The sequence below is a fragment of the Bacillus cereus group sp. MG16 genome, from assembly GCF_040459875.1.
GTDB classification, from domain to species: domain Bacteria; phylum Bacillota; class Bacilli; order Bacillales; family Bacillaceae_G; genus Bacillus_A; species Bacillus_A paranthracis.
Genome location: NZ_JARVHE010000001.1, coordinates 3,488,031 through 3,513,272 on the forward strand (window position 1 = coordinate 3,488,031; position 25,242 = coordinate 3,513,272).

Sequence of the window (25,242 nt, forward strand, 5' to 3'; positions counted from 1 at the left end):
AGCGTATCATACAATGATACGCTACCTTTTTGTTTAAATAATGCCAAGTACATTTAAGAATACGATAATAATCGCAATTGGTGCGATAAAGCGAAGTAAGAATAGCCATAATACGAATAATTTATAGCCTCTATTTTTACTTACCCCAAGCTCTTTCATTAATACATCTTTCTTCATTTTTAAAGGAACAAAGATAGAAACTAATAAAACACCAAGTGGCATTAATACGTTACTAACTGCATAATCCGCTAAATCAAAGACTGTCTTTCCGAAAATCTTCAGATCGCTTAATATACCAAATGACAATGCTGATGGTACTCCTACAACGAAGATTAATAAACCTACGATTAAAGCCATTTTTTCACGTTTCCCTTTACCTTTTGCAGTTAAAGATGCCACGCTAATTTCTAACATCGAAATCGCTGATGTAATAGTAGCAAAGAAGAATAGTAGTAAGAAAACGATGAAGAAGAATTTTCCGAATGCCATTTTACTAAAAATAGCTGGCAGTACGATAAATAATAGTCCCGGTCCTTGAGATGGTTCCATTCCAAATGCGAACACTACTGGGAAAATTGCAAGTCCTGCAAGTAATGTAATCACAAGCGTTAAAGCTACGATAGAAAATGCTGAACGCGGTAAACTTTCCTCTTTCGGTAAGTATGAGCTATACGTTACCATTACTGCTACTCCGACTGATAGTGAGAAGAACGATTGTCCCATCGCATATAAAATAACTTCTGATGTTACATGTGAGAAATCAGGTTGTAAGAAGAAACGAACGCCTTCTCCAGCACCATCTAATGTAAGTGCACGAACGATTAATACAAAGAATAAAACGAATAGTGCTGGCATGAAATATTTATTTACTTTTTCAACACCATTTTGTACACCTTTACTTACGATAAAAATAGTAATAAGGATGAATAATAGCTGTGATCCAACGGCTAAATACGGATTGGAAATGATTTCACCAAACGTAGCTTCGTATGCGCCATTTCCTTCCCATAGTCTACCTGTAATTGCATTCCATAAATATAATAAAATCCAGCCTCCTACAACACTGTAGAAAGAAAGTAATATGAAACAAGTTACAATCCCTAATTTCCCTAACCATGGCCATAATGTTTTTGGTGCGATTTCTCTATACGCATCAACAGCCTCTTTTTGTGTACTTCTTCCAATTACGAATTCAGCTAATAATAGCGGTAAACCAATTAATAATGTGAAACCGATGAAAATAAGGAAGAACGCGCCGCCCCCTCCAATTCCGGCCATATACGGGAACTTCCAAATTGCCCCTAGACCAATCGCTGAACCTGCCGCAGCTAATACGAAACCTAATTTCGATGTCCATTGCTGTGAATTCATTTGTTAATCTCCTCTCTTTATCTTTTTCTGTTTTACAATTCAGTATTTATATTGTTCTATCCACACTCTTTTCTAATACGTTCACTTCCTCTCTACTAATAAAAAACGCCCCTACGTAAATACGTAGGGACGACAAAAATATCGCGGTACCACCCTAGTTATGAAGATACACCAAAGTTAGGACCTAAATAAAAAACGTCCCTACGCAAATACGTAGGGACGATAAATTATCGCGGTACCACCCTAGTTATGAAGCCACAACAAAGTAAGACCTAAATAAAAAACGTCCCTACGTAAATACGTAGGGACGATAAATATCGCGGTACCACCCTAGTTGTGAAACAATCTTCACCACTTTATTTGATAACGGTATAAACTACCGTCTTTCATTTCCTCATAATGTGAGATTTATGAAAGATGCTCCAGGACGAACTTCATGAATAATCTATATACTGATTCACACCAACCATCAGCTCTCTGTAATAGGGAGATATTCACTACTATACCCTTTCATTGCCCAAATATTATTTTCCGAATTGATTACTATCATTTTTATCACACATTAAAAATAGTGTCAACTTATATTTTGAATTTTTACGTATTACATTCTATTTGAAAATGTAAAATATGACTTTTAAGTGAATAATATTAGAATATTTATGTTCCATACTATATTAACTACTCTAACAGGTTTATAGTAATATACGATAAACGTAAGACAGCACGAGTAGGAGGAAAGAATTTTGTCTACTTCAAAAGTTTTAAAAGGAACTGCTTTATTAAGCGGCGCAACAATGATTTCACGTATATTAGGTTTTATATACTTCTTCCCTTTTCAACTATTAGTCGGAACACAAGGGGTCGCTTTATATGGATATGCATACTCTTGGTACGGAATTTTATTAAGCTTTTCAACTGCCGGTATCCCTATTGCCGTTTCCAAATTCGTTGCAAAGCATAATGCGCTTGGTGATTATAGTACAAGCAAAAAATTATACAACTCTAGCGTAAAATTAATGTTATTTATGGGATTTTTAGGGTTTTTAGTTTTATTTATTGGAGCACCATACATATCACAATTTATTATTCGCTCGAAAACGCCAGATCCACAATTTATCGCTGACGTAACACTTACGATGCGAGCATTAAGTTTTGCACTTATTATCGTACCAGCTATGAGTGTGACACGTGGTTATTTCCAAGGATTTCAACATATGAAACCAAGTGCTGTTTCTCAAGTCGTAGAACAAATTGCACGCGTTGTTTTCATTTTAGTTGGTAGCTTTATCGTCTCAAAACTATTAGGAGGTTCCGTAGCCTCTTCTGTTGCAGTTGCTACGTTTGGAGCTGTTATCGGAGCACTTGCAAGTGTCTCTATTTTAATGATGTACTGGAAAAAATATAATGGGTTAAAACCTCCCGAAGGTGAATTAAAATCAAGAGCATCCAATATTCCATTAAAAAATATTTATATAGAATTACTTCGATATGCCATCCCAATTGTATTTGTCGGCATCGCAATTCCACTCTACACGTTAGTAGATCAATATACTGTAGCTGATGTCCTTAGAGCGATGGGAGAGCCGTTAGAAACAGCAAATGCAGTTTTCGCTTATATAACGAACTATGCCCAAAAGTTAATTATGATTCCAGCTTCACTTGCAACTGGATTCTCCTTAACGATCATTCCGGCTATAACGAAATCTTATACAAGCGGGAAATTAGAAGAATTACAAGAACAAATTTCAAAGATATTTCAAGTCTTGTTATTCTTCACGATCCCGGCTGCATTTGGTCTTGCTAGCATCGCTTACGATGCATTCCGCATGGTTTATGTAAATCATGAAATCGCACTTGGTGGATCACAATATTTAATTTCATTTGCACCTTCTGCTATATTAAGTGCGATTTTCACAGTTTCAGCAGCTATTTTACAAGGAATCGATTATCAAAGAAAAACAATGATTGCATTCTCAGCCGGGATTCTCGTTAAAGTTGTAGTAAATACACCGCTCTTACATTTATTTGGCGGACACGGTGCTGTACTTGGAACCATTCTTGGATACCTCGTTTCAAATATTATTATGTTATACTGCATCGTTAAGTTTGCGAAATTCAAAATTGACGAAACAGCAAAAACAGTATTTCTTATTACAATTTACTCAGCAGCAATGTCTGCTGTTGTGATGGCATTAAAAGCAATTTTGACATGGTTAATTCCTGGACAATCTTATATCGAATCACTTCTCATTGTCGTTATATGTGGCGCTGCAGGAGGGATTGTTTACCTTTTATTCGTATTAACAAGTGGACTTGCTTCACATATTCTCGGTGATAAGATTCAACGATTACCCGTACTAGGTAAATTAATTAAATAAAAAAAGAAGGGATGTAACGCATTGTTACATCCCTTCTTTCTTACTTCGCATATTGCATACGTTTTTGCTGTTCAGCAATATGTAATTCCGGAGCATGGTGTTCTACTAACTGTAATAGCTCCTCGATTAACACTTCTAACTCCTGTACACTATACTCCGGTTTCCCTATTAACGTATTCGTCATACGCTCATATAAGTTTTCAGGCTTAATAATCATTCGTTCCACATTATATGGCATCCATTTAAACGCTGGGTGATGTACATACATTTTATTCAAACCAAATAAGACCCCAAATATATTCCTTTGTGCTTCACAAATAACATCATATAGCATAAGCCAATCTTTTCGTTTTAAAAGCGCCTCTCGATTATGCCAGCGATTGCTTAACCAAAGATTTTCTGAAATCATCCGTTTCGCTAGATTTTCTGGATATGCTACCACTCTATCTTTTAATGCATGTACTTTCTCTTCTCCATACAAACTAACACCGTCATGCACGGATGATACAATACATTGTTTTTCATAACTTATATCATATTGATCCACCACATCCGAAATCATTTTCTCTACTGTTTCTGTTAAAAAGTTACTAATCTCTAATTTAATTCCTTCTTTCGTCAAATACGTTTCCGACCATTCTTCTTCCTCATAAGGATGATATGACAAAATTGTTCCACCAATATAGTTAATAGGCCCTTTACGATCCTCATTCTCTGGTGGCATTGACCATAAAATATGTAGTTCTATATCTGAATGTTCATCTTCTAGCTTTCTAGCTACTGAACCGGCTAAAATAATAGCCTCCACTTTTGGGTTCTTCCTATAAATCTCTGACATTTCTATTACTTTCTCTTTTAATCCCACTTCATTTCCCCCTATAATTGCATTACAGCCTTACTTCATTTATTTATTTCGATATTACACATTGTATTCCCTTTTCAAAGTTCCACTACATCATATTTCTACCCAATAACGTTGTACAATTTCCCCAGTATGAGAAGAAACTACTTCATTTTCTAACACACCGCCAACCTTTTGAATCGTTTTAGCCGAAGCGATATTAGCTTTATCGCAAGTTATTAACACTTTCTGCAATCCTAATTTTTGTGCTTCATCCAATGCAAATTGTAGTTGTTTCGTAGCGTAACCTTGGCGACGTTTATTTGGATGGACACTATATCCAATATGACCACTTTCCCGCAATAATTCTGAGTTTAGTCGATGTCTAATATTTACAAAACCTATAAGTTCCCCTTTTTCAAAACTTAAAAATTGGCTAGACGGTACTCGATTACCTTGTAAGTTTTCTCCCGCTTCTTGTATACTCACTTTTTCAAACCATTCATCGAGAGAATCAAAATTTTGTAAAGAACTACTGCCGTGTGGTTGTTCATCAGCATGTAAAAACGCATCGCGATACTCCATAATATGTTTGCTATATTCATATGTTGGTTTTAATAGTTTCATTGTGCTTCTCCTCTCTAAATAACCTACAACAAACCCCTTAATAGCTCTCTTTCACCATTAAGGGGTTTCTATCATTTTCATTCAAATAATCCCATACTCAAATAACGCTCCCCTGTATCAGGTGCAATACATAAAACTTTTTTACCAGCGCCTAATCGTTTTGCAATCATAATTGCTGCATAAACAGAAGCACCAGAAGACGGCCCAACTAATAACCCCTCTTGTCTAGCTAAGTTTCTCATTGTCGTTAAAGCCTCTTCGTCTGCAATTTGAATAATTTCGTTATACACTTCCGTATTTAAGTTTTTCGGGATAAACCCTGGACTTGTTCCTACTAGTTTATGAGGACCCGGAACACCGCCTGATAAAACAGGAGATCCTTTCGGTTCTACTACTGCAACATATAAATTTGGTAGTTTCTCTTTTAACGTTTCACCAGTCCCAGTAATCGTTCCACCAGTTCCTGCTGTTGCTACGAATGCATCAAGCTCTCCATCCATTTGTTCATAAATTTCAAGTGCAGTTGTATAACGATGAATATTTGGATTCGCTGGATTTTCAAATTGTTGCGGAATAAAACTATTTGGAATTTGCTTTTGCAGTTCTAACGCCTTTGCAATTGCTCCCGGCATCCTTTGTTCTGCCGGTGTTAAAACTACTTCTGCTCCGTATGCTTTCAATAAATTTATACGCTCTTTTGACATATTATCTGGCATAATTAAAATCGCTTTATATCCTTTTGCGGCTGCATTCATTGCTAAGCCTATTCCTGTATTTCCACTTGTCGGTTCAATAATTGTATCTCCTGGTTTGATGAGACCATTTTCTTCTGCAGCGTGCAGTAAATTATAAGCAGCGCGGTCTTTCACACTGCGCGACGGATTAAACATTTCTAGTTTGACATACACCTCCGCTGCGTCTTCTGGAATAAATTTAGATAATCGGACGACAGGTGTATCTCCTATTAATTCTGTTACGTTTTCACATAATTTCATAGCGCATCCCCTATTCTATCGTTTTCTTATCACTTGGTAATAACCAAGAAGTGAGTCCAATTAATGGTAGACAACTACATAGTAACATAATGAATTGTAGACTATATATATCAGCCAATTTCCCAAGGACTACAGATCCTAAAGCGCCGAGTCCAAACGCAAGCCCTACAATTAATCCAGATACCATTCCTACTTTTCCAGGAACAAGCTCTTGCGCATAAACAACAATTACACTAAAACTACTTGAACTAATAAAACCGATACATAAAAATAGCGGTACGACCCACACGAGCGAAACGTGAGGTAATAAAAGTGCAAGTGGCGCTGAACCTAGCATTGAAAATACAATAATTGTTTTCTTTCCAAATCGATCTGCTAGTGGACCACCAAAGAAAGTTCCTAATACACCAGCAATCATAAACGCGAATACGTAATACTGGGCATTTTTTATAGATAAACCGTAATGCTCAATTAAGTAAAATTGATAAAAATTCCCGATACCTGCACCGTACCAAGATCGTACAAAAGTAAGAAACACAAGAAGTAAAATAACAAATTTAATATGTGTGCTGACAATCGCATTTTCCGCCTCAAGCGCAGCCCTCTTTTTTCTTCTCACAGCACCAGTCGCTAATTCATTCCTATACCAATTTGATACGAAAATTAATAGCACTATTCCTACCGCTGCAAAGGCTGTAAAACCTAAAGAACCAATTTGACCGAGTGGAACGAAAATTAATGCTGTAAAAATAGGAGCTAGAGAATTCCCTGTATTTCCTCCCACTTGATAAATCGCTTGCGCTAAACCTCGCTTTGCACCAGCTGCCATATAAGCAACTCGAGCTCCTTCTGGATGAAAGACTGCGGAACCCAATCCGATAAATAAAACAGAAATAATAACAATAATAAAGTTCGGTGCAAACGCGAGTCCAATCATCCCAAGCATACTCGAAAACATACCGAGCGGTAATAAAAATGGTGACGGTTTCTTATCCGAATACATACCAAAAACCGGTTGCATAATCGATGATGTCATATTTAACGCAAACGCAATCCACCCTACTTGCATATAGGATAAATTCATCGTTTTTTCCAAAATAGGAAACAACGCGGGCACAACTGCTTGCATCGAATCATTTAAAAAATGACCGAAACTAATCGCAAATAATATTCGATATATTGTCGGTGTTTCCACTGTGTTTTTTTGCGAAACTGCCTGCATATGTGAATCTCTCCTTTCTGTAAAATATATATATTTATTACAGTAGGTGTAATAAATTCTGACTTTTGAAACATTTCTATTCTATACTGGTTTCATTTCTTTTTCCAGAAATATCACTTCTTACATAATACATTTTTTCTATACGTTTTATCGGATTTATTTATAGAAATTTTCTATATTTTCTTTTATACTAAGGCAGAGATGAAGGAAAGGATGACAACTATGAAGAAAAAAACAAAGGGAATCGTTGCACTCTCAATCACATTATCTATGTTTTTAACAGCATGTGGTCAAAAACAAGAGGCAACAACTACCGGAGAGAAGAAAAAAGAATCTTCGAAACAAGTGTTAAACATTGTAGAAGCTGGGGAAATTTCTACACTTGATTCATCTATCGCAACCGATGGGTTTTCTTACGCTGCATTAAACAACGTAATGGAAGGATTATATATGCCTGGTCCTGACAATAAACCTGTTCCTGCAGCAGCTGAATCATACAAACTGAGCGAAGACGGAAAAACATATACATTTACATTACACGATTCAAAATGGTCAAATGGCGATCCAGTAACTGCCCATGATTTTGAATATGCATGGAAACGTGCCGTTAATCCAGAAACTGCTTCTGAATACGCACATATTATGTTCGATATTAAAAACGCTGAAAAAATAAATAAAAAAGAATTGCCAATTGATTCATTTGGAGTAAAGGCGATTGATAATAAAACTCTTGAAGTACAGTTAGAACACCCTGTTCCATACTTTTTAGGTTTAATGGGATTTGCAACATTTTATCCTCAAAACCAAAAGATAGTAGAAGCGCAAGGGAAAAATTACGGGCTTGAAGCTGCAAATGTAGTTTATAATGGGCCGTTCCAATTAAGTGAATGGAAACATGATACAAGTTACAAAATGACGAAAAACCCGAACTACTGGGATAATAAAAATGTGCAGCTAAATGAAATTAATGTAAATATCATAAAAGATACTTCAACAGCTGTTAATTTATTTGAAAGTAAACAAGTAGACCGTATTACGATCAATTCAGAGTTTGTTGATAAATATCAAAAAGATCCAAGCTTAAAGAAAATGGAACGTCCTTCTGTGACATTTTTCCGATTTAGTCAAAAGAACCCTTTATTAGCAAACAAAAATGCTCGTAAAGCTATTTCGCTTGCTTTTGATAAACAAGGAATCGCAACAACGATTTTAAACAATGGTTCTATACCTGCGAATGCATTCGTTCCAAAAGGATTCGTAAAAGGACCTGACAATAAAGATTTTCGCAGTACAAGTAATGTAAAAGTAGAAACAAATGTGAAAGAAGCTAAAACACTATGGGAAACTGCGAAAAAAGAAACAAATTTACAAAACGCTTCTCTTTCAATCATAACAACAGATGAGTCTAACGATAAAAAAATTAGTGAGTTTTTAAAAGGTGAGCTGGAGAAAAACTTACCTGGATTAAAAATCACATTACAACCACTTCCAGTAAAAGCATTTTTAGATCGTGAAGGAAATGGTGATTATGACATTTCACTTTCTACATGGGGACCAGATTATCCTGATCCTACAACATTTTTAAATATGTTCGTTACAGACGGACCGTTTAATAAGATGAGTTACTCAAACAAACAATACGACGAATTAATTGAAAAAACGAGCTCTACTTTAGTAACTGACTTACCAGCACGTTGGAAAGCGTTCCAAGATGCTGAGAAAATCTTACTTGAAGATGATGCAGCTATCGCTCCAATCTTCCAATCAGGGCTTGTATATTTAGAACGTCCAACCGTAAAAGGTGTTGTTGTTCGTCCATTTGCAGGAATTTATTCTTATAAATGGTCCTCTATTACAGAATAAGAAAAAGGCGATCCTAAAACATATTAGGATCGCCTTTTTTATTAAATTGCAAAACGCTTATATTTTTCGTAATCGCTCGTCTTACATTCTACTTCTAGTTTCGTACCTTCGTTTTCATAACTCGTAGATAGAACGTGCGCATGATTATTGAAATAAGAAACTACCTGTCCTTGATCATATGGAATTAACATTTCACACTTCGTATACTCTTTATAGATGTGTGAGCGAATCATTTTTACAAGTTCTTCAATTCCAACGTGTTTCTTCGCTGATAAATAAACACGGTCTTCTTGTACTTTCGGAATTTCAACATCTACCATATCTGATTTATTATAAGCATAAATTGTTGGGATATTTTCTACTCCAATTTTCTTTAACGTTTCATTTGTAATATCAATTAACTGTTCATAATTTGGATTTGCGTAATCTACAACATGAATAAGTAGGTCTGCTTCTGCTACCTCTTCTAATGTTGAACGGAATGCTTTCACAAGATGATGCGGTAATTTACTTACAAATCCAACTGTATCTGTTAATAAGAATGATTTGTTATCTGGTAAATCAATATTTCGCACCGATGTTTCTAACGTTGCAAATAACATATCTTTTTCAAATACTTGTTTTTCTTCTGTACCATTGTAAATTTCAAGCATCGCATTCATCGTCGTTGATTTTCCCGCGTTCGTATAACCTACTAATGCTACAACAGGAATTTCATTTTTCTTACGTTGTTTTCGCTGCGTTTGACGCTGCGCAACAAGAGCTTCTAAATCTTTATTTAAAACTGAAATTTGTTCTTCAATTTTACGACGATCCAACTCTAATTTCTTCTCACCGACACCTTTATTTTTCGTACCAACACCGCCGCTCTGTCTTCCTAACGATTCACGAAGACCAATTAAACGAGGCATCATATACTGAAGGTGGGCCACTTCTACTTGCAACTGCGCTTCTTTCGTTTTCGCACGTTGCGCAAAAATGTCTAAAATTAATATGGTACGGTCAATTACTTTACAATCTAAATCTGCTTCTAAATTTCGAATTTGAGAAGGCGATAATTCGTCATTAAAGATGACCATATTCGCACCTACTTCATTTACATAGGCTGCTACTTCTTCAATCTTTCCTTTTCCAATATAATGGGATGGATTTACACGTTGTAAATTTTGCGTCACTTGTCCAATTACCTCTACATCACAAGCTTCTGCAAGATTCGTTAGCTCTTCCATCGAATATGCAAAATCATCCTCATTACCTAAATTTACTCCAACTAAAACTGCTCTTTGTAATAATTCTTCCATATATTTATTCCTCCATTTCGATTACGTAAAATAAAAAACACAGGTCGCTGCCTGTGTTTTCGTAAACGGATAAGGGTTCACCAAAGATATAGAAGAAAGTTGTGCTTTCATCCTATCTCATAGTTAAAAAGTCCCAAGATCGTATGCGTATCCACTATAAGTGTTCACCTATACAATCCCATTCTATTTATAAAGGCAAAACAAAAAGAGGGCATATTCGTCCCTCCCTCTTTTTCACATATAAGCTTAATAAAGGGTTCCTTTAAAATAGGCAGACCAATCCCGTTCACTCTGCACACAGACAGAGCCTTTGAGCGCTATTCAATTATTGGCACAAAGTATTGAGACGTAATCTGATTAAGATCAAAGGAAGCCCTCCGTTCATTTTAAGTTACATAAAGTGTAGCATAAGTAATTCGCTTTCACAAGATTAAACCACCTATAGAAACAGAAAGAAAATCTTTATATATTTACTTTAATCGTCATTTTTTGCGAGTTCTTCTCACAACAAAAACAATGATTAATAATAGACAAATGGAAATGATAGCAACTTGCCACCAACTGAAACCGCTCACCATCTCCCCTTTTAAATCCACTTTCTTCGTTGGAACAGACTCTTTTGCAATTTGACGTAAAGCCACTTTGTCCGCCCCTGCCTCATCTAATCTCTTCGTTCCACTACAACTATTTGTGTGTAATTGTTTTTCAGATCCTCTTTGAGAAGAATATATTAAGTACTCTCCTCCTTCCACAAAATGAAACACACAATCACCACCATTTGTATATACAATAATTTGCGAAGAATTTGTCCCTTTCCAAATTTTCTTCGCTTCAAATAATACTTCAATTCCACCTCCTTCTTTCCTTCCAACCTCAATTACTTGTCCCTCAAACACTACATCGTTTTTTTGAAAAGCCTCTTCTGCTGATACGTTAATACAATCACAAGCATAAGATTTCTCTGGAAAAATAATAAAAATAAAGCTACAAATAATGACAAAAGGCAACATACGTAAAATTCTTTTCAAGGAGCCCAACTCCTTTCATTATCAATTTTAGAAACTTCTCGTATATTATTTTTACAACACTCGCTAAATTCCTCCATAGTAAGCTAAGTCGTTCAATACACTAAAAATCTATATTGACATTTTTATAACCTGATATTAGTATCAGGTTATAAAATAAAGTTAGGAGCTGTTCCTATGAATTCTAAATCCCGTATTACTGCAATTGGTACTCATGTTCCAGAACAAATATTATCAAATCATGATTTAGAAAAAATGATCGATACGAATGATGAATGGATTGTACAAAGAACAGGAATGAAGGAAAGAAGAATCGCTAGCGAAGATGAATACGCCTCAAACTTAGCCATTAAAGCAGTTGAAAATTTATGTACAACATATAAGAAAAACTTAGAAGATGTCGACTGTATCATTGTCGCTACTACTACTGCTGATTACGTTTTCCCTAGTGTTGCTTGCCAAATACAACAATACTTCAACATACCTCATACAATGGCATTTGATTTAAATGCCACTTGCGCTGGTTTCACATATGGCTTGCACGTCGGTAATAGCTTGATTACTTCTGGATCACATAAAAAAGTACTTGTCGTAGCGACAGAGACATTATCAAAAGTTACTGATTACTCCGATAGAACGACCTGCATTTTATTTGGCGATGGTGCTGGAGCTATTTTATTAGAAAGAGATGAAAACAAACCAAGCTTTATCGCGTATCATATGGGCACAAATGGGCACGGCGGTATTCATCTATATAGAACAAACTTATCTACTACTATGAATGACACCCCACTGCAAACAAATGAAAAAATCGTTCAAAATGGAAGAGAAGTATATAAATGGGCAACACGTACGGTGCCAGCAGGTATAAAAGAACTATTACATACTGCAAATATGCAAAAAGATGATATAGACTGGCTCATTCCTCATAGCGCTAACTTACGCATGATTGAATCTATTTGTGAAAAATCTCAAATTCCAATACAAAAAACATTAACGAGCGTGGAATATATGGGGAATACATCTTCTGTCTCTATTCCACTCGCTCTAGATTTAGCTAGAAAAGAAGGGAAATTAAATAACGGAGACACACTTTTACTGTACGGATTTGGTGGTGGTCTTACACATTTAGGTCTTATTGTGGAGTGGGATTTAAGTTAAATGCATGAAAAAGAGGTTCTAGTCAATAACTAGAACCTCTTCTTTAATTTCTTTCTCCTTTTCGAGACCATATCACAACAGGAATCAGCATGCAAGCTAACACTCCTCCAGCTAATGACAATGCCGCATAACTTGAATTCGCTACTACCATTCCTGACATCGCTCCACCAGAAGCTCCAGCTAACGCAATAAACACATCTATCTTCCCTTGTGTTTTTGCACGTGTGGAAGGTATAGTTGCATCAACAATTTGAGCAGTACCACTGATTAAACCTAGGTTCCACCCTAATCCGAGTAAAGACAAAGCAACGATTAATAGTATTAAAGAATCACTCGGCGCTATCGCAGCTATGACACCTGCTGCTAATAAGATTACTCCTCCAGCTATACTCATCGTAGTTCTGCCAATTTTATCAATTAATATTCCTGTAACGAGAGATGGAAGATACATTGCACCTACATGAAAACCAATTACAAGACCTACTGCACTTAAAGCATGACCATGGTGCCCCATATGAACTGGCGTCATTGTCATAATTGCAACCATCACGATTTGTGTAAGTATCATTACGATAGCTCCAACCGTAATGCCTCTTTTATTTTCTTTCGCTTCTTCTGTTACTGGTTGCCCTTTATATGTATGCTCTTGTTTATATGTTTCTATCATATTAGCAATAAGTAACGGATCTGGACGTAGCATAACAAAAAGGACAAGACCCGCCAATATAAACGCCGCCGCTGATAATATGAATGGGCCAGCAAGTTCAGGAATTCCAATTGAATGAGCAAACCTTCCCATTACACCTACTAAATTTGGACCTGCGACTGCACCAAAAGTCGTCATTACCATCGTAATACTAATGGCAGTTGCTCTTTGCTTCTTATTCGCTAAATCCGTTCCAGCATAACGCGCTTGTAAATTTGTAGCTGTGCCCGCGCCATATATGAGTAAAGAAACTAGTAAAAGAATAATACTATTTATTAAAGCTGCCAATACAACTCCAATAGCCCCTAGTCCACCTACTATAAAACCCGCTGCAAGCCCTACGCGGCGACCATACTTTTGCGATAACTTCCCAACAAAGAAAGCCGCTATCGCAGATCCCATCGTAAACATAGCAGCCGGTAAACCTGCAAATGCATCTGTCCCAAGCATTTGCTGCGCAAGAAGTGCACCTACTGTAATCCCAGCAGCTAACCCAGCTCCGCCGAACATTTGTGAAATACTTACGATTATTAATGTTCTTTTGTATAATTTTCGTTGTTCTTCTTCTGTATACATTCGATTACTTTTTAAAGCCCCCGCCCTATCTAACAATTCCTCATCCTCCCTTTAAAATTAAACCCTCTTGTTAATGTACTATGTTTAACGTTACATATTCAATGCCATTTTCCATTCTTCTCTTTCATTCTAAAAAACTTTCTAACCAAACTCGACTTCTCTCATGCTATATTAAAAATTCTACCATTCACAATATGTAATCAGAAAACAAAAAACAGGCTGCTATTAGCCTGTTTTCTTTACACTTCCTCTACTACTCTTCCACTTTTCTTTTTACTCAAAACCTTTCTTTCCGAAAATAACAAACTTACTAAAGCACAAATTAAAATAATTGGCACACTCGCTTTATATAAATCTGTAAAACTCATCGCCATCTGACTCTTAGCATAATGGTTTACATCATTCGAAAATGCGAGTACTTCTTTCTTTATACTTTCCTCTTGTTTTTCAACTTCATTTGTCACTTGATTCATAACTTCTTCTCTTTTTATATCTCTATATTCTACTGGAACAGCATTTAACACTTCATCTACTTTTTGGTGAATTAATTCGTCTTTTTTCTCTTTATGTAACCCTACAAATTTTTCATTTTGATGCTTTTCTACATTCGTTTCTATACTTTGATTCTCTATTTTTTCTTTTGTCATTTGTAATATCTCCGCTTGCTGAGTATTACCTACATGAATATTACGCACCTTTTCTTCTGCATAACGATATACATTCTCTTTATTTACAGTTAAGTTGTGAGTTAAGTTAGATACAAATATTGCGACCGCTAAAACAATACCTACTTGCCGCAACATTGACACGACACTTTGAGAAGCAGTTAATAATTCCCCTTCAAACGAAGAAGCACTTAAAACTGTAATTGGACCTACTACTAAACCATACCCAACACCCAATATCATACATGGAATAATAATTTCTATATTTGTTGAATTAACATCAATCATTTGCAACCAATAATAAGATAAGCCCATCACAAGAAAGCCTGATAAAATAATAGTTACTTTTCCGAGTTTTTTAATTAAAGTTGCTGCAACTGGTGAGACAAAAAATATCATTGCTGAAACAGGTGTTACTAAAAAAGCTGCTTCAATTTCCGTTCGACCTTGTATTTTCGTCAAGAACGTCGGAAGCAATACAGTAACTCCAATTAAAAATACATTACTTAATATAACAACGATAGATGCTCCAACAAACATTCGATCTCGAAATAAATTTAAATTCACCATTGGATTATGAACCTTTCGTTCCACTAGAACAAATAGAATAAGAGAAATAGTGCTAATTGCATAACAAGACAAGGCTATGTTACTTTGCCATCCCCATGTATTTCCTTTTACTAATACGAGAGTAAAAGAAAAAATTGCTAAGCTACTTAATAGTAGTCCTACCCAATCTATTTTTGAGATGATACGTTCTTCATTTTTTATTTGTAACATAATGCAGCATAAAATGATTCCAAGAATACAAATTGGAACATTTACGAAAAACACCCATCTCCAACCGAAATTTTGTGTAATAATTCCACCTATTACTGGACCCATCGCAGCTGACAGACCTTGTGTTACGCCTAAAATTGCAAGTGCAACATGCCTCTTAGCTAACGGCATAGCTGATACACCAATTACCATACTAGTTGGAAATAAAACCGCTGCCCCTACACTTTGTATAAAGCGAGAAAAGATAAGAAAATCGCCCGTATTAGCAAAAGCACACAGTACTGACCCGCCACCAAAAATAATCAAACCAACAATATACATCTTTGCTTTCCCAAAAATATCAGCTATCCGCCCTAGTGGGATAGCGAGTACAGCTATTGTCATTGTATAAACATTTAATACCCAAGACATCTTTTCTAATGAAGTATTTACACTCGTTTGTATCGCCGGTAAAGCTATATTCATAATTGTCGTATCAATCATACAAAGAAATATACCTAAACACATTAAAAGGACAATCTTAATACCCTTTGATTGCTCCATATTCATCCACCCCTTTATTTATTGTGAACGTGTTTTTCATTCTTCTGTTTTATTGTTTTTTGCTTCTAATTGTTCTAGTTTTCTTTTCAATGTCTCAACTTGAGCACTATACGATGCGATACCTACATCGAGTGAAATTTCCTCAACAAAAGTAATACCTTCTCTCCACTTTTCATATTTCAGACGTAGATCCGCAATGTATGCTTCTTTCCTTTCAATTTCGTCCTTAATCCATTTTTTTATCGCCTGATCATCGCTATAATTACCGAAATACATCCTCATTAAAAAATCTGAACGTAAAACATCTTTCTCTACGTCCGTTTGCATGTATTGATAAAACTCTTCACGCCCTGCATCTGTAATAAAGTACATTTTCTTATTCGGTTTCCCTTCTTGCATAACAACTTCTTTTTTTATTTTCCCCTCTTTTTCCAACTGACGTAACGTTGGATAGATCATCCCAAAACTTCCATCAAAGAAATGAGTAAATACATCTTCAAACACAATTTTAATATCATAACCAGACAATTCTTTTCCCATTAATAAACCTAAAACAACATCTCTTCCTTTCAAAATAAGACCCCCACATAGTATATAATCAATAATCATATTAACAATATTAATATGATTATTGATTATATAACTTATTCTGTTATTTGTAAAATGTTTCTAAATAAAAAACACCCTGTAATTTTATTGTTCAAAATTACAGGGTATTTCTACTTTATATTTCATATGTAAACCTTGTACTATTTTACAACTACATCTTGATTCGTTTCAAAGTCTTCCGTCTTACCTTCTTTCATTTCATAATAATAAGAAGGCAATTCTATACCATGCTCTACAAAATAATCCTCAATTAACGAAATAATCACTTTCAACGTTTTCAAACGTGCGTATAATTTATCGTTGCTCGCGATTATTTGCCATTTTGCATTAGGCTTATTTGTTTTTTCAAACATGTCTTCCATTGCCTCAACATACTCGTCCCATTTTTCACGGTTACGCCAATCTTCATCTGTAATTTTCCATCTTTTTAAAGGATTGTTCTCTCTATCCTTAAACCTCTTTAACTGTTCATCTTTACTAATATGATAGAAAAACTTCCCGATTATATAATGATCATCTGTTAATAGTTTTTCAAAATCATTAATCTCGTCATACGCTCTCGTCCACTCTTCCTTTGTAGCAAACCCTTCAACACGCTCAACTAACACGCGGCCGTACCACGAGCGATCGAAAATAGTAATTTGCCCGTACTGAGGTAGTTTCCGCCAGAAACGTTGCAAGTAATGGTACCGTTTCTCATGAGGTGCCGGTGCTCCAATTGGATTTACTTGAAACCCACGCGGATCAAGGTGCTCTGTCACTCGTTTAATCGCTCCGCCTTTTCCAGCCGCATCCCAGCCTTCCATAACGAGCATAACTGCGATTTTTTCTTCTTTTACTATTTGTTGCAACGCTAATAAGCGCCTTTGATATTTTTCAAGTTTCTTATTGTACTTAGATTTCGATTCAATTCTTTTCGTTACATTTACTTTAGCAAGATATCCATGTTCCATAAAACAAATCCCCCTTGTTGTATGACAATGTTATCTTACCATACTTTTGGTAATTTCTTCATAATTCTATTCCCTTTGACTTATACTTCAAATCGAGAACCGAACTGATAAATCACATCCGTACATACTTTATAGCACATCATCAACAAATGTATATTCCTATTAATATTTCAAACAAAAACAACCATCAGCTGATATATAAACAAGATAATGGTTGTTTAAAAATAAAAAGCTCTACGTGTTAACTATTCTCGATAAATATCTTCTAAAATTATATATTCATTGACTTTTCCTCACATTGATTCAACGCTACATAACAAGCTCCATATACACCAGCATCATTATGTAATGATGCTAAAGCGATTTCCACCTTATTTTGATAGATATCCATTATTTTGTCATGGAACCTTTCTTGAATTTGTTTCAAAAATGGTTCACCTTGCTCTGTAATACCTCCCCCAATAATAATTAATTCGGGGTTAAATATATAAGTAATATTTACTAAACCAGCAACAACATACTGTAGAAACTGTTCATATACATCCTTTGCCAATCGTTCTCCTCTGTACATACGTTCTATAATTTCTTCACCTGTGATTGTACCTATCTCTAGCCCTTGAATTTTTGATGCTTCTTTATACTGACGAATCAATGCCGAAGTCGATGCATATCTCTCATAACATCCCTCTCCGCCACAACTACATTTTTCTCCATTATGAACAATTATCATATGACCAAGCTCTCCTGCTAATCCTTTCACTCCCTGAAGCATTTTGCCATTTATAATGATTCCACTACCAATTCCGGTTCCAAGTGTGATTAAAACAATATGTTCTTTCCCCTGCCCTACTCCTTTCCACATTTCACCTAGACAAGCTGAACGAACATCATTTTCAATACTCGCCACATACCCTGTCTCACTATAAATGTAATCTGCTATTTTTGTACCGCTATATCCCGAAATATTGGCAGAATACAGAACTTCCCCCTTGATATTATCAATAATCCCACACGATGATACACCTACAGAATGAATTTTATAGCTCTTTTCAAACTCATATATTACTTCACAAATGCGATACAAAATTTCTTTCTTTTGATTTTGTACTGGTGTTGTTATTTTCCCTTGTTCATGTACCATTCCTTGTTCATCAATCATTGCATATTTTATAAAAGTTCCTCCAATATCAAAACAAGCAACGTACTTCCCCATATTTCTCCCCTTCCTACTTTTAGACAATTGTAATTTCATTATAGAAATTCTCTACATTTTTAAGCTGTATGTAACCTGTTATTTCCTCAGCTGCGTTAGCCATTCCACACGCCACCGAAAAACGAAGTGCATCCTTTATCCCATACCCCTTTGCGAGTGCTAACGTTATTCCTGCAACCATTGCGTCACCTGAGCCAACGGCATTGATTGTTTTTATTTCTGAAATAATTGCCCTTATGCTTTCATCTTTCGTAATAAGTATCGCTCCTTCTCTTCCAAGTGATAACAAAACATACTGCACGCCCCCCTCGCAGATTTTAGTTGCTTCCGCAATCATTTCTTCCTGTGACACACGTTTTTTTTGAAGCAACTGACAAATTTCTTGCCTGTTTGGTTTAATTAAAAATGGTTTTCCTTGTATGCCATGCAATAATGGTTCTCCACTTGTATCTAATATGAATTTTTTACCGTTTTCAGCCGCCTTTTGTGCCAACTGTTGATAAAATGAATTTGGAATACCCTTAGGTAAACTTCCCGATGCAACAATAAACTCAAAATCTTTTACTATCCTTTCATATTTTTTTATAAAAAGAGCTATTTCATCCTCTGAAATAGCAGGTCCTGCTTCTAATACTTCAGTAGCTGACGCAGATTTTTTTGTGATTAACGCTATACAATTGCGAGTTTCTTCATTAACGGAAACAAACTCATCAATAATTGATAAATCTTTCAATCTTTTTCTTATGAACTCACCATTACTACCACCAAGTAACCCAGCTCCTGTTACTTCTTCTCCAAGCAAACGAAGTACTCTCGATACATTAATGCCTTTTCCACCCGCAGTTTTTTCATAGTCTTTCGTACGATGTATTTTGTTTAGTTTTAATTCTCCTAATTCATATCGCATATCAACAGATGGATTCAATGTAATTGTCGCAATCATAAGAATATCTCCTTACACACGATTTAAACTTTTGCACATCTTTATTTTATCTGCAACAACCCGTTTCATCGCCATAATTGCATCTGAAAAATATTTACGCGGATCATTTTCTTCTGGATGAGAATGTAGATAATGGCGTAATGCTGTTCCGAATGCAATTTTTAGCTCTGTTGCAATATTTACTTTACAAATTCCTAAACGAATCGTTTCTTGCACTAAACTGTCTGATAATCCAGATGCCCCATGTAGTACAAGAGGAATATTGACTTGCTTTCTGATATTTATTAATCTTTGTAAATCTAATTTTGGTTCCCCTTTATATAGTCCATGTGCCGTTCCAATTGCAACTGCCAATGAGTCAATATTCGTGCGTTCTACAAATTCTTTCGCTTGGTAAGGATCTGTATAAATTGAGTTTTCTACTTTTATATCTTCTTCTATTCCTGATAATTGCCCTAATTCAGCCTCTACTGTTACTCCATATTGTTTTGCATACAACGAAACTTCCTGAACAATCTGAATATTCTCTTCAAACGGATGATGCGATGCATCAATCATAACAGAGCGAACTCCTGAATCAATACAATTTTTAATATCACTTATATCCTCATGATGATCTAAATGTAGGCTAATTGGTATTTCATATTGCTTTCTCGCTGCTTCAATCATATGCAAAAGATATTCTTTTCCCATATATTTTATTGTGCCTGGTGTAGCAGCTATAATAACAGGTGACCTAAGCTCTACCGCGGATTCAATTACTGCTTTTAAAGTTTCTAAATTATGAATATTAAAAGCCGGAACCGCATACCCCTGTTCTTGTGCATTTCTCAGTATAAATTGAGTTGAAACAAGCATACTCTCAAATCCTCTCTTTATTCTTTTTATATTTCATTTCTCCCCCTACAACTGTTCCTATAAGATCTAAATCCTCTGTTAATATAAGAAAATCAGCTCTTTTCCCTGGTGCTATACTTCCAATTTCATTATCAACTCCAATACTTTTAGCAGGAATTAACGATCCCATATGAACACATTCCCATAACGATGCATTTGTCCATTTCTCTATATTCTTCACACCATCAATAAATCGAAGTGTACTTCCTGCTAAAGAACCCGCCTCTGTTCGGGCAATGCCGTCTTGCACTTGGACAACAAATTCTCCTAAATTATATGTGCCATCCCCTAATAAGCCCGCTCGCATACAGTCACTAACTAAACAAGTTTTGTCGTATCCTTTACATTTATATAAAATATTCACTACGCTTGGATGTACATGATGTCCATCTACAATGATTTCACCATACACATGCTCAGTTGAGAGTACCGCTCCAACAACGCCAGGTTCACGGTGATGTAATCCTTTCATTCCATTAAACGTATGCACAAAAATCGTCGCTCCTGCTTGAATCGCATTCTGGCATATCTCATAGTTTGCATTCGTATGCCCAATTGCTACATGAATATTCTTTTTCACAGCATGATGTATACACGCAATAGCACCTTTCCTCTCTGGTGCCATGGCAATTTTTTTAATTGTCCCTTCTGATGCAACAATCCACTCCTCTAACATTTCAATGGTTGGATCAATAAAATATTTAGAGTTTTGTGCACCTTTATAGACCTCCGTAAAACAAGGTCCCTCCAGAAAAGCTCCAATAATATTGGCCCCATCCACTCCTCTTTTTTTTGCATGAGCTATATTTTTTAAAGCTTTCATTATATTTTCCGAAGAATCAGTTAATGTTGTAGGTAAAAAACTCGTAACACCATTTTCCAATAACATAATAGAAATATTGTTTAACGATTCATATGTGCTATCCATTACATCATGTCCCGCTACACCGTGAATATGTGTATCCACAAATCCTGGAGAAATAATACTTCCTTCAAAATCCATTACTAACGCTCCGTCTACTATTTCTTCAACATGTTTTAGAAAGTAGCCATTTACAATATGTAAATATCCACCCTCACGAACACCATCTTCTAGTAGATACATAGATGCTTTGACATAGTAGTTCATAAATTGCTATTCCTTTCCTTTATAAGGATGTACTGTTACCCCTCGAACGATACGATTTACACTTCCACTTGGACAAGGGTTATCTGGAGTAATCCCTAATGCAATAGATTTATATAACGCTAAAATTTGTCCGTATAATATATAAATAAACGTAATATACATGTCATCTTTCAGATTGCGTCCGTCATTGCATAAAAACGTATTTGAATTTCGCCTTGCTTCCTGATTATCTTGATGTGCTATAACAATAATCTCGCTTCTTTCTTTCTCTTGAAAAAGCTCTTTTAATAAATCAAGATCATATTTTTTCGTATACTCATCATTAGATAAAAATAATACAACAACTGTATCCTTATCTAAAATTGATTTCGGTCCATGCCTAAACCCAAGTGTTGTGTCAAACGTAACTGGGATACGACCAGCAGTTAACTCTAAAAATTTTAAAGCAGCCTCTCGAGAAAGTCCCTCGAATACGCCTGATCCTAAAAATACAATTTTACGAAATTCTTTTTCTGCAATTCGTTGAATTTCCTGTTCTTGTTTTTTGATTACATCTTTTCCTAATCTTACAATATCCATAATGCTAGGTTCTAAAAGATGGGTCTGATTATAGTTACATAACATAAGTGCAGTTAACATCATAGAGGTAAAACTTCCTGTCATTGCAAACCCTTGATCGTTTGCCTCCTGTGGCATATACATAACAAAAGCGTTCTCTTTATGCTGAAATTGCTTCGCTAAATTTCCTTCTTCATTACATGTTAAAATAATATGATAAACTGAATGAATAATTTGTTCTCCTAATTGCGCTGCCGCTACACTTTCTGGACTATTGCCTGAGCGAGCAAAAGACACTAAAATTGTTGGGATGTCTGGCTGAAGATAGTAATAAGGACTTGAGACTATATTTGTTGTTGGAATGCTTTCAATATGCATTTTCTTTAAATCCGTAATCCTTTTTACATATGGAACAATTGTGTCTCCAACAAAAGCGGATGTCCCTGCACCAGTGAAAATAACCCTCACTTGTTCATGATCTCTTGAAATACGTGAAAAGAAGTCTATAATTTCATGATGTTTGCTTTGAAAATTCAAATATACTTGCTCCCAAAGATCTGGCTGTTGTGCAATTTCTTTCGCTGTAAAACACGCTCCATATGTTTCTCTTATTTCATCATTTGCATGTAATAACATTTCAGAACCCCCCTTAATATTAGTCCACATCTTATCACGTCATCATTACCAGTTGAATTACAATAAGTATAACTATACTTATTGTAATTCAACTGTGTAAGTAAATTTATCTCCTCTTGCAATGGTCTGTGTGTATTCAATTATATTTTCTTTCGCATATGCAATACGTTCTAGAGATAAAGATGGTTCATTCTTTTCAACTTGTAGCCATGTTGCATGCTCTTTTTCTGCTGCAATCGCTTTGAAACTTTCCACCGCACGTGTGATATGAACTTGGTATTTTGTACGGAAAATCTCGTACATTGGTGTTTCTTCTAATTCTTTCTTCGTTAAATATGGAAAGAACTTTACAGGAATATAAGATGTTTCAAATAGCATGGGTTCTTTATCAGCTAACCTTAATCTCGTAATTTGATATACCTCTTCTCCATTGTTAAGATTCATAATTTTCGATATTTTTTTATCGCAATGAATTATGGAAAATGATACGACTGTTGATGATGGAACCTTTCCAAATTTTTTCATTTCTTCTGTGAAACTATAAAAACGGACAAGACTTTGATTAAATACACGAGGTGAGACAAAACTCCCTTTACCATGTTTTTTATAAATATATCCTTCTTTTTCTAATTCTTGCATCGTCTGCCTTACTGTTGTTCTACTTACATCATGAATCTCGCATAGTTCACGTTCTGATGGAAGCTTATCATGTTCTTGTAAATTCCCAGTTTCAATTTGCTCCACAATAATATCCATTAGTTGGTAGTATAATGGTGTTCGATTATCTTTTGCAATCATGTTTTACTCCCTCATCTATAAAGTTGTTATGACCAGTTTATGGCTATTATATCGAATGAAAATAGGAATTACCATTACTTTCTCACAGAGAAAGATAAGCTTATTCTATCTGTTAAAATTTACTTGAATCGTATATTTAATTTGTTTCTTTATATGCACTCTTCTTACTTTGCTAGATTCATCGATTGTTGTAACTCTGTGACATATTGCTTAAGATTTACTGTTTCACCCGTTATTCTTGATCTTTCAGCAGCAAATGCAATCAAATGACTATTTGCCGAAATCATTGCAGACGTTAAACTTTCTGTTTTATTGCTTTTTACCTTTTCGATAAAATCAGTCATAATTGCATTATCTGCTCCCATATGTCCACCTTCTATTGTTTTTGGGTAAATCGTTTCAACTTCACCTGAAAAATATTTGACCTTCAATTCATTTAATACATCATGACCATGAATTTCACCATGTGTTCCCATAATTTTAAACGTACGGCAACACTCTTTTGTAAATGCAGACATTGTAAAAGCAACTGTTACATCATTATCAAACAGCAAATTTACTACTTGATGATCCACAACATCATTGTCACAATGGTACACACAACGCCCATAAGGTCCCTTTTTTAGTGCCTCCAGTCTATTTTCAATGCTTGTATCAATAGAAACTACATTCGCTGGCCATTCATCTCTCTCATGTAAATACCATTTTAAAGCAGAATATTGGCAGTTTCCCTCAACTTCACAACCATCTGTACAACGTAACGTCGAACCCTTAGGTGCATGTTCGGATTTAAAATGAGTCAAACTTCCAAAAGATGAAATCTTTTCACACTCTGCACCCACAAGCCATTGTAGCACATCCATATCATGACAACATTTTTGCAAAATCATTGAACTTGATTCAGACTTATTACGCCAATTCCCTCTTACAAAACTATGTGCTTGATGCCAATGACCGACATTTTCATTCCATTGAATTGAAACGATATCCCCTATCTTCTTTTGATCAACAATTTCTTTTAAAGTCCTATAGAATGGTGCATACCTTAACACGTGACATACTGTTAATAACACGTTATATCTCGTGGCAGCCTCTGCAATTTCCAATGTCTCTTTAGGACTTGGTGACATTGGTTTTTCTAATAAAATTTTGTATCCCTTCTCAATCGCTTGCATTACAGGTTTATAATGAAACCGGTCGGGCGAACAAATAAGCAATACATCACAAAGCTTTTCTTTCGCTAATAACTCTTCCCATGTTTCAAATTGCATATCTTCCGAAACGTTATGCATTTCAGAGAATTTCTGTCTTTTTGCATTATCCAATTCTGCAACCGCAACAAAAGTTATCTCTGTTGGATGTTCTAACGCGTAAGAAGCATAAGCGTACATTCCACGACTTCCTGCCCCAATTAATGCCGCCGTAATCATACATATCCTCTCCTATTCTATT

Annotated in this window: 21 protein-coding genes and 1 other annotated feature; of the genes, 3 read left to right on the forward strand and 18 right to left on the reverse strand. The window is 35.4% G+C overall.

The features are described 5' to 3' along the window. Nucleotides 1-33: 33 nt before the first annotated feature. On the reverse strand, nucleotides 34-1,371 hold the full coding sequence (locus tag QCI73_RS18000) for a sodium-dependent transporter (protein WP_262725334.1): 1,338 nt from the start codon (nucleotides 1,369-1,371) through the stop codon (nucleotides 34-36). Nucleotides 1,372-1,671: 300 nt separating this feature from the next. Beyond that, nucleotides 1,672-1,894, reverse strand: a binding site (T-box leader). A 220-nt stretch (nucleotides 1,895-2,114) separates the two neighbouring features. Between QCI73_RS18000 and QCI73_RS18005 the strand changes: the two genes are divergently transcribed. Beyond that, a complete protein-coding gene (locus QCI73_RS18005; protein ID WP_353823473.1) occupies nucleotides 2,115-3,749 on the forward strand; it encodes a putative polysaccharide biosynthesis protein in 1,635 nt (544 codons plus the stop codon). Between the two features lie 40 nt (nucleotides 3,750-3,789). On the opposite strand, the gene QCI73_RS18010 is transcribed toward QCI73_RS18005, so the two are convergent. The 4 genes from QCI73_RS18010 to QCI73_RS18025 form a co-directional block, all read right to left on the reverse strand. After that, nucleotides 3,790-4,614 carry a DUF4037 domain-containing protein gene (locus QCI73_RS18010; RefSeq protein WP_353823474.1) on the reverse strand — a complete coding sequence of 275 codons (825 nt, stop codon included), beginning with the start codon at nucleotides 4,612-4,614 and terminating at the stop codon, nucleotides 3,790-3,792. A gap of 90 nt (nucleotides 4,615-4,704) precedes the next feature. After that, a complete protein-coding gene (locus tag QCI73_RS18015) occupies nucleotides 4,705-5,217 on the reverse strand; it encodes a GNAT family N-acetyltransferase (protein WP_353823475.1) in 513 nt (170 codons plus the stop codon). Nucleotides 5,218-5,294: 77 nt separating this feature from the next. Then, the gene (gene cysK / locus QCI73_RS18020; RefSeq protein WP_353823476.1) at nucleotides 5,295-6,212 is read right to left on the reverse strand and encodes a cysteine synthase A; all 918 of its coding nucleotides are present in this window, start codon (nucleotides 6,210-6,212) and stop codon (nucleotides 5,295-5,297) included. A 10-nt stretch (nucleotides 6,213-6,222) separates the two neighbouring features. After that, nucleotides 6,223-7,434 (reverse strand): MFS transporter, encoded by a 1,212-nt coding sequence (locus QCI73_RS18025; RefSeq protein WP_353823477.1) that lies wholly within the window; start codon nucleotides 7,432-7,434, stop codon nucleotides 6,223-6,225. A gap of 222 nt (nucleotides 7,435-7,656) precedes the next feature. Between QCI73_RS18025 and QCI73_RS18030 the strand changes: the two genes are divergently transcribed. Beyond that, the gene (locus tag QCI73_RS18030; RefSeq protein WP_353823478.1) at nucleotides 7,657-9,297 is read left to right on the forward strand and encodes a peptide ABC transporter substrate-binding protein; all 1,641 of its coding nucleotides are present in this window, start codon (nucleotides 7,657-7,659) and stop codon (nucleotides 9,295-9,297) included. A 41-nt stretch (nucleotides 9,298-9,338) separates the two neighbouring features. Here QCI73_RS18030 and hflX read toward each other — a convergent pair whose 3' ends face one another. After that, nucleotides 9,339-10,598 carry a GTPase HflX gene (hflX, locus tag QCI73_RS18035; RefSeq protein ID WP_044790464.1) on the reverse strand — a complete coding sequence of 420 codons (1,260 nt, stop codon included), beginning with the start codon at nucleotides 10,596-10,598 and terminating at the stop codon, nucleotides 9,339-9,341. Between the two features lie 482 nt (nucleotides 10,599-11,080). After that, complete coding sequence (locus QCI73_RS18040) at nucleotides 11,081-11,626, reverse strand: cobalamin biosynthesis protein CbiN (protein WP_327923152.1); 546 nt, start codon at nucleotides 11,624-11,626, stop codon at nucleotides 11,081-11,083. A 174-nt stretch (nucleotides 11,627-11,800) separates the two neighbouring features. Here QCI73_RS18040 and QCI73_RS18045 point away from each other — a divergent pair, with 174 nt between their 5' ends. Then, on the forward strand, nucleotides 11,801-12,784 hold the full coding sequence (locus tag QCI73_RS18045) for a ketoacyl-ACP synthase III (protein ID WP_262725340.1): 984 nt from the start codon (nucleotides 11,801-11,803) through the stop codon (nucleotides 12,782-12,784). Between the two features lie 43 nt (nucleotides 12,785-12,827). Here the strand turns inward: QCI73_RS18045 and QCI73_RS18050 are convergent, their stop codons facing one another. From QCI73_RS18050 to QCI73_RS18100, 11 genes are all read right to left on the reverse strand, one after another. Then, entirely contained in the window at nucleotides 12,828-14,102 is a 1,275-nt protein-coding gene (locus QCI73_RS18050; protein WP_353823479.1) for an MFS transporter, read from the reverse strand. 203 nt (nucleotides 14,103-14,305) lie between these two features. Then, complete coding sequence (locus tag QCI73_RS18055) at nucleotides 14,306-16,054, reverse strand: MFS transporter (RefSeq protein ID WP_353823480.1); 1,749 nt, start codon at nucleotides 16,052-16,054, stop codon at nucleotides 14,306-14,308. A gap of 36 nt (nucleotides 16,055-16,090) precedes the next feature. Then, nucleotides 16,091-16,627 (reverse strand): PadR family transcriptional regulator, encoded by a 537-nt coding sequence (locus tag QCI73_RS18060; protein ID WP_353823481.1) that lies wholly within the window; start codon nucleotides 16,625-16,627, stop codon nucleotides 16,091-16,093. 176 nt (nucleotides 16,628-16,803) lie between these two features. Beyond that, nucleotides 16,804-17,616 carry a polyphosphate kinase 2 family protein gene (locus QCI73_RS18065; protein WP_061130804.1) on the reverse strand — a complete coding sequence of 271 codons (813 nt, stop codon included), beginning with the start codon at nucleotides 17,614-17,616 and terminating at the stop codon, nucleotides 16,804-16,806. 271 nt (nucleotides 17,617-17,887) lie between these two features. Further along, the gene (locus QCI73_RS18070; protein ID WP_062822334.1) at nucleotides 17,888-18,829 is read right to left on the reverse strand and encodes an ROK family protein; all 942 of its coding nucleotides are present in this window, start codon (nucleotides 18,827-18,829) and stop codon (nucleotides 17,888-17,890) included. A gap of 19 nt (nucleotides 18,830-18,848) precedes the next feature. After that, a complete protein-coding gene (gene pfkB / locus QCI73_RS18075; RefSeq protein WP_353823482.1) occupies nucleotides 18,849-19,772 on the reverse strand; it encodes a 1-phosphofructokinase in 924 nt (307 codons plus the stop codon). Nucleotides 19,773-19,784: 12 nt separating this feature from the next. Then, nucleotides 19,785-20,630, reverse strand: coding sequence for a tagatose-bisphosphate aldolase subunit GatY (locus QCI73_RS18080; protein WP_000961489.1), 846 nt, complete (start codon nucleotides 20,628-20,630; stop codon nucleotides 19,785-19,787). A 4-nt stretch (nucleotides 20,631-20,634) separates the two neighbouring features. Further along, nucleotides 20,635-21,798 (reverse strand): N-acetylglucosamine-6-phosphate deacetylase, encoded by a 1,164-nt coding sequence (gene nagA, locus QCI73_RS18085; RefSeq protein ID WP_001110428.1) that lies wholly within the window; start codon nucleotides 21,796-21,798, stop codon nucleotides 20,635-20,637. 6 nt (nucleotides 21,799-21,804) lie between these two features. Next, complete coding sequence (locus tag QCI73_RS18090; RefSeq protein WP_000924262.1) at nucleotides 21,805-22,992, reverse strand: SIS domain-containing protein; 1,188 nt, start codon at nucleotides 22,990-22,992, stop codon at nucleotides 21,805-21,807. 78 nt (nucleotides 22,993-23,070) lie between these two features. Continuing rightward, nucleotides 23,071-23,790, reverse strand: a complete 720-nt coding sequence (locus QCI73_RS18095) for a GntR family transcriptional regulator (protein WP_000560690.1) — start codon at nucleotides 23,788-23,790, stop codon at nucleotides 23,071-23,073. A gap of 164 nt (nucleotides 23,791-23,954) precedes the next feature. Next, on the reverse strand, nucleotides 23,955-25,220 hold the full coding sequence (locus QCI73_RS18100) for a Gfo/Idh/MocA family protein (RefSeq protein WP_000626886.1): 1,266 nt from the start codon (nucleotides 25,218-25,220) through the stop codon (nucleotides 23,955-23,957). Nucleotides 25,221-25,242: the final 22 nt, after the last annotated feature.

What these genes read in the sequence shown, in the direction of transcription:
- QCI73_RS18090 (WP_000924262.1), bottom strand. Translation starts at nt 22,992, where the DNA reads ATGTTATTACATGCAAATGATGAAATAAGAGAAACATATGGAGCGTGT.
- QCI73_RS18100 (WP_000626886.1), bottom strand. Translation starts at nt 25,220, where the DNA reads ATGATTACGGCGGCATTAATTGGGGCAGGAAGTCGTGGAATGTACGCT.
- pfkB (WP_353823482.1), bottom strand. Translation starts at nt 19,772, where the DNA reads ATGATTGCGACAATTACATTGAATCCATCTGTTGATATGCGATATGAA.
- QCI73_RS18080 (WP_000961489.1), bottom strand. Translation starts at nt 20,630, where the DNA reads ATGCTTGTTTCAACTCAATTTATACTGAGAAATGCACAAGAACAGGGG.
- QCI73_RS18025 (WP_353823477.1), bottom strand. Translation starts at nt 7,434, where the DNA reads ATGCAGGCAGTTTCGCAAAAAAACACAGTGGAAACACCGACAATATAT.
- QCI73_RS18055 (WP_353823480.1), bottom strand. Translation starts at nt 16,054, where the DNA reads ATGGAGCAATCAAAGGGTATTAAGATTGTCCTTTTAATGTGTTTAGGT.
- QCI73_RS18000 (WP_262725334.1), bottom strand. Translation starts at nt 1,371, where the DNA reads ATGAATTCACAGCAATGGACATCGAAATTAGGTTTCGTATTAGCTGCG.
- QCI73_RS18030 (WP_353823478.1), top strand. Translation starts at nt 7,657, where the DNA reads ATGAAGAAAAAAACAAAGGGAATCGTTGCACTCTCAATCACATTATCT.
- nagA (WP_001110428.1), bottom strand. Translation starts at nt 21,798, where the DNA reads ATGAACTACTATGTCAAAGCATCTATGTATCTACTAGAAGATGGTGTT.
- QCI73_RS18095 (WP_000560690.1), bottom strand. Translation starts at nt 23,790, where the DNA reads ATGATTGCAAAAGATAATCGAACACCATTATACTACCAACTAATGGAT.
- QCI73_RS18045 (WP_262725340.1), top strand. Translation starts at nt 11,801, where the DNA reads ATGAATTCTAAATCCCGTATTACTGCAATTGGTACTCATGTTCCAGAA.
- QCI73_RS18070 (WP_062822334.1), bottom strand. Translation starts at nt 18,829, where the DNA reads ATGGGGAAGTACGTTGCTTGTTTTGATATTGGAGGAACTTTTATAAAA.
- hflX (WP_044790464.1), bottom strand. Translation starts at nt 10,598, where the DNA reads ATGGAAGAATTATTACAAAGAGCAGTTTTAGTTGGAGTAAATTTAGGT.
- QCI73_RS18015 (WP_353823475.1), bottom strand. Translation starts at nt 5,217, where the DNA reads ATGAAACTATTAAAACCAACATATGAATATAGCAAACATATTATGGAG.
- QCI73_RS18065 (WP_061130804.1), bottom strand. Translation starts at nt 17,616, where the DNA reads ATGGAACATGGATATCTTGCTAAAGTAAATGTAACGAAAAGAATTGAA.
- cysK (WP_353823476.1), bottom strand. Translation starts at nt 6,212, where the DNA reads ATGAAATTATGTGAAAACGTAACAGAATTAATAGGAGATACACCTGTC.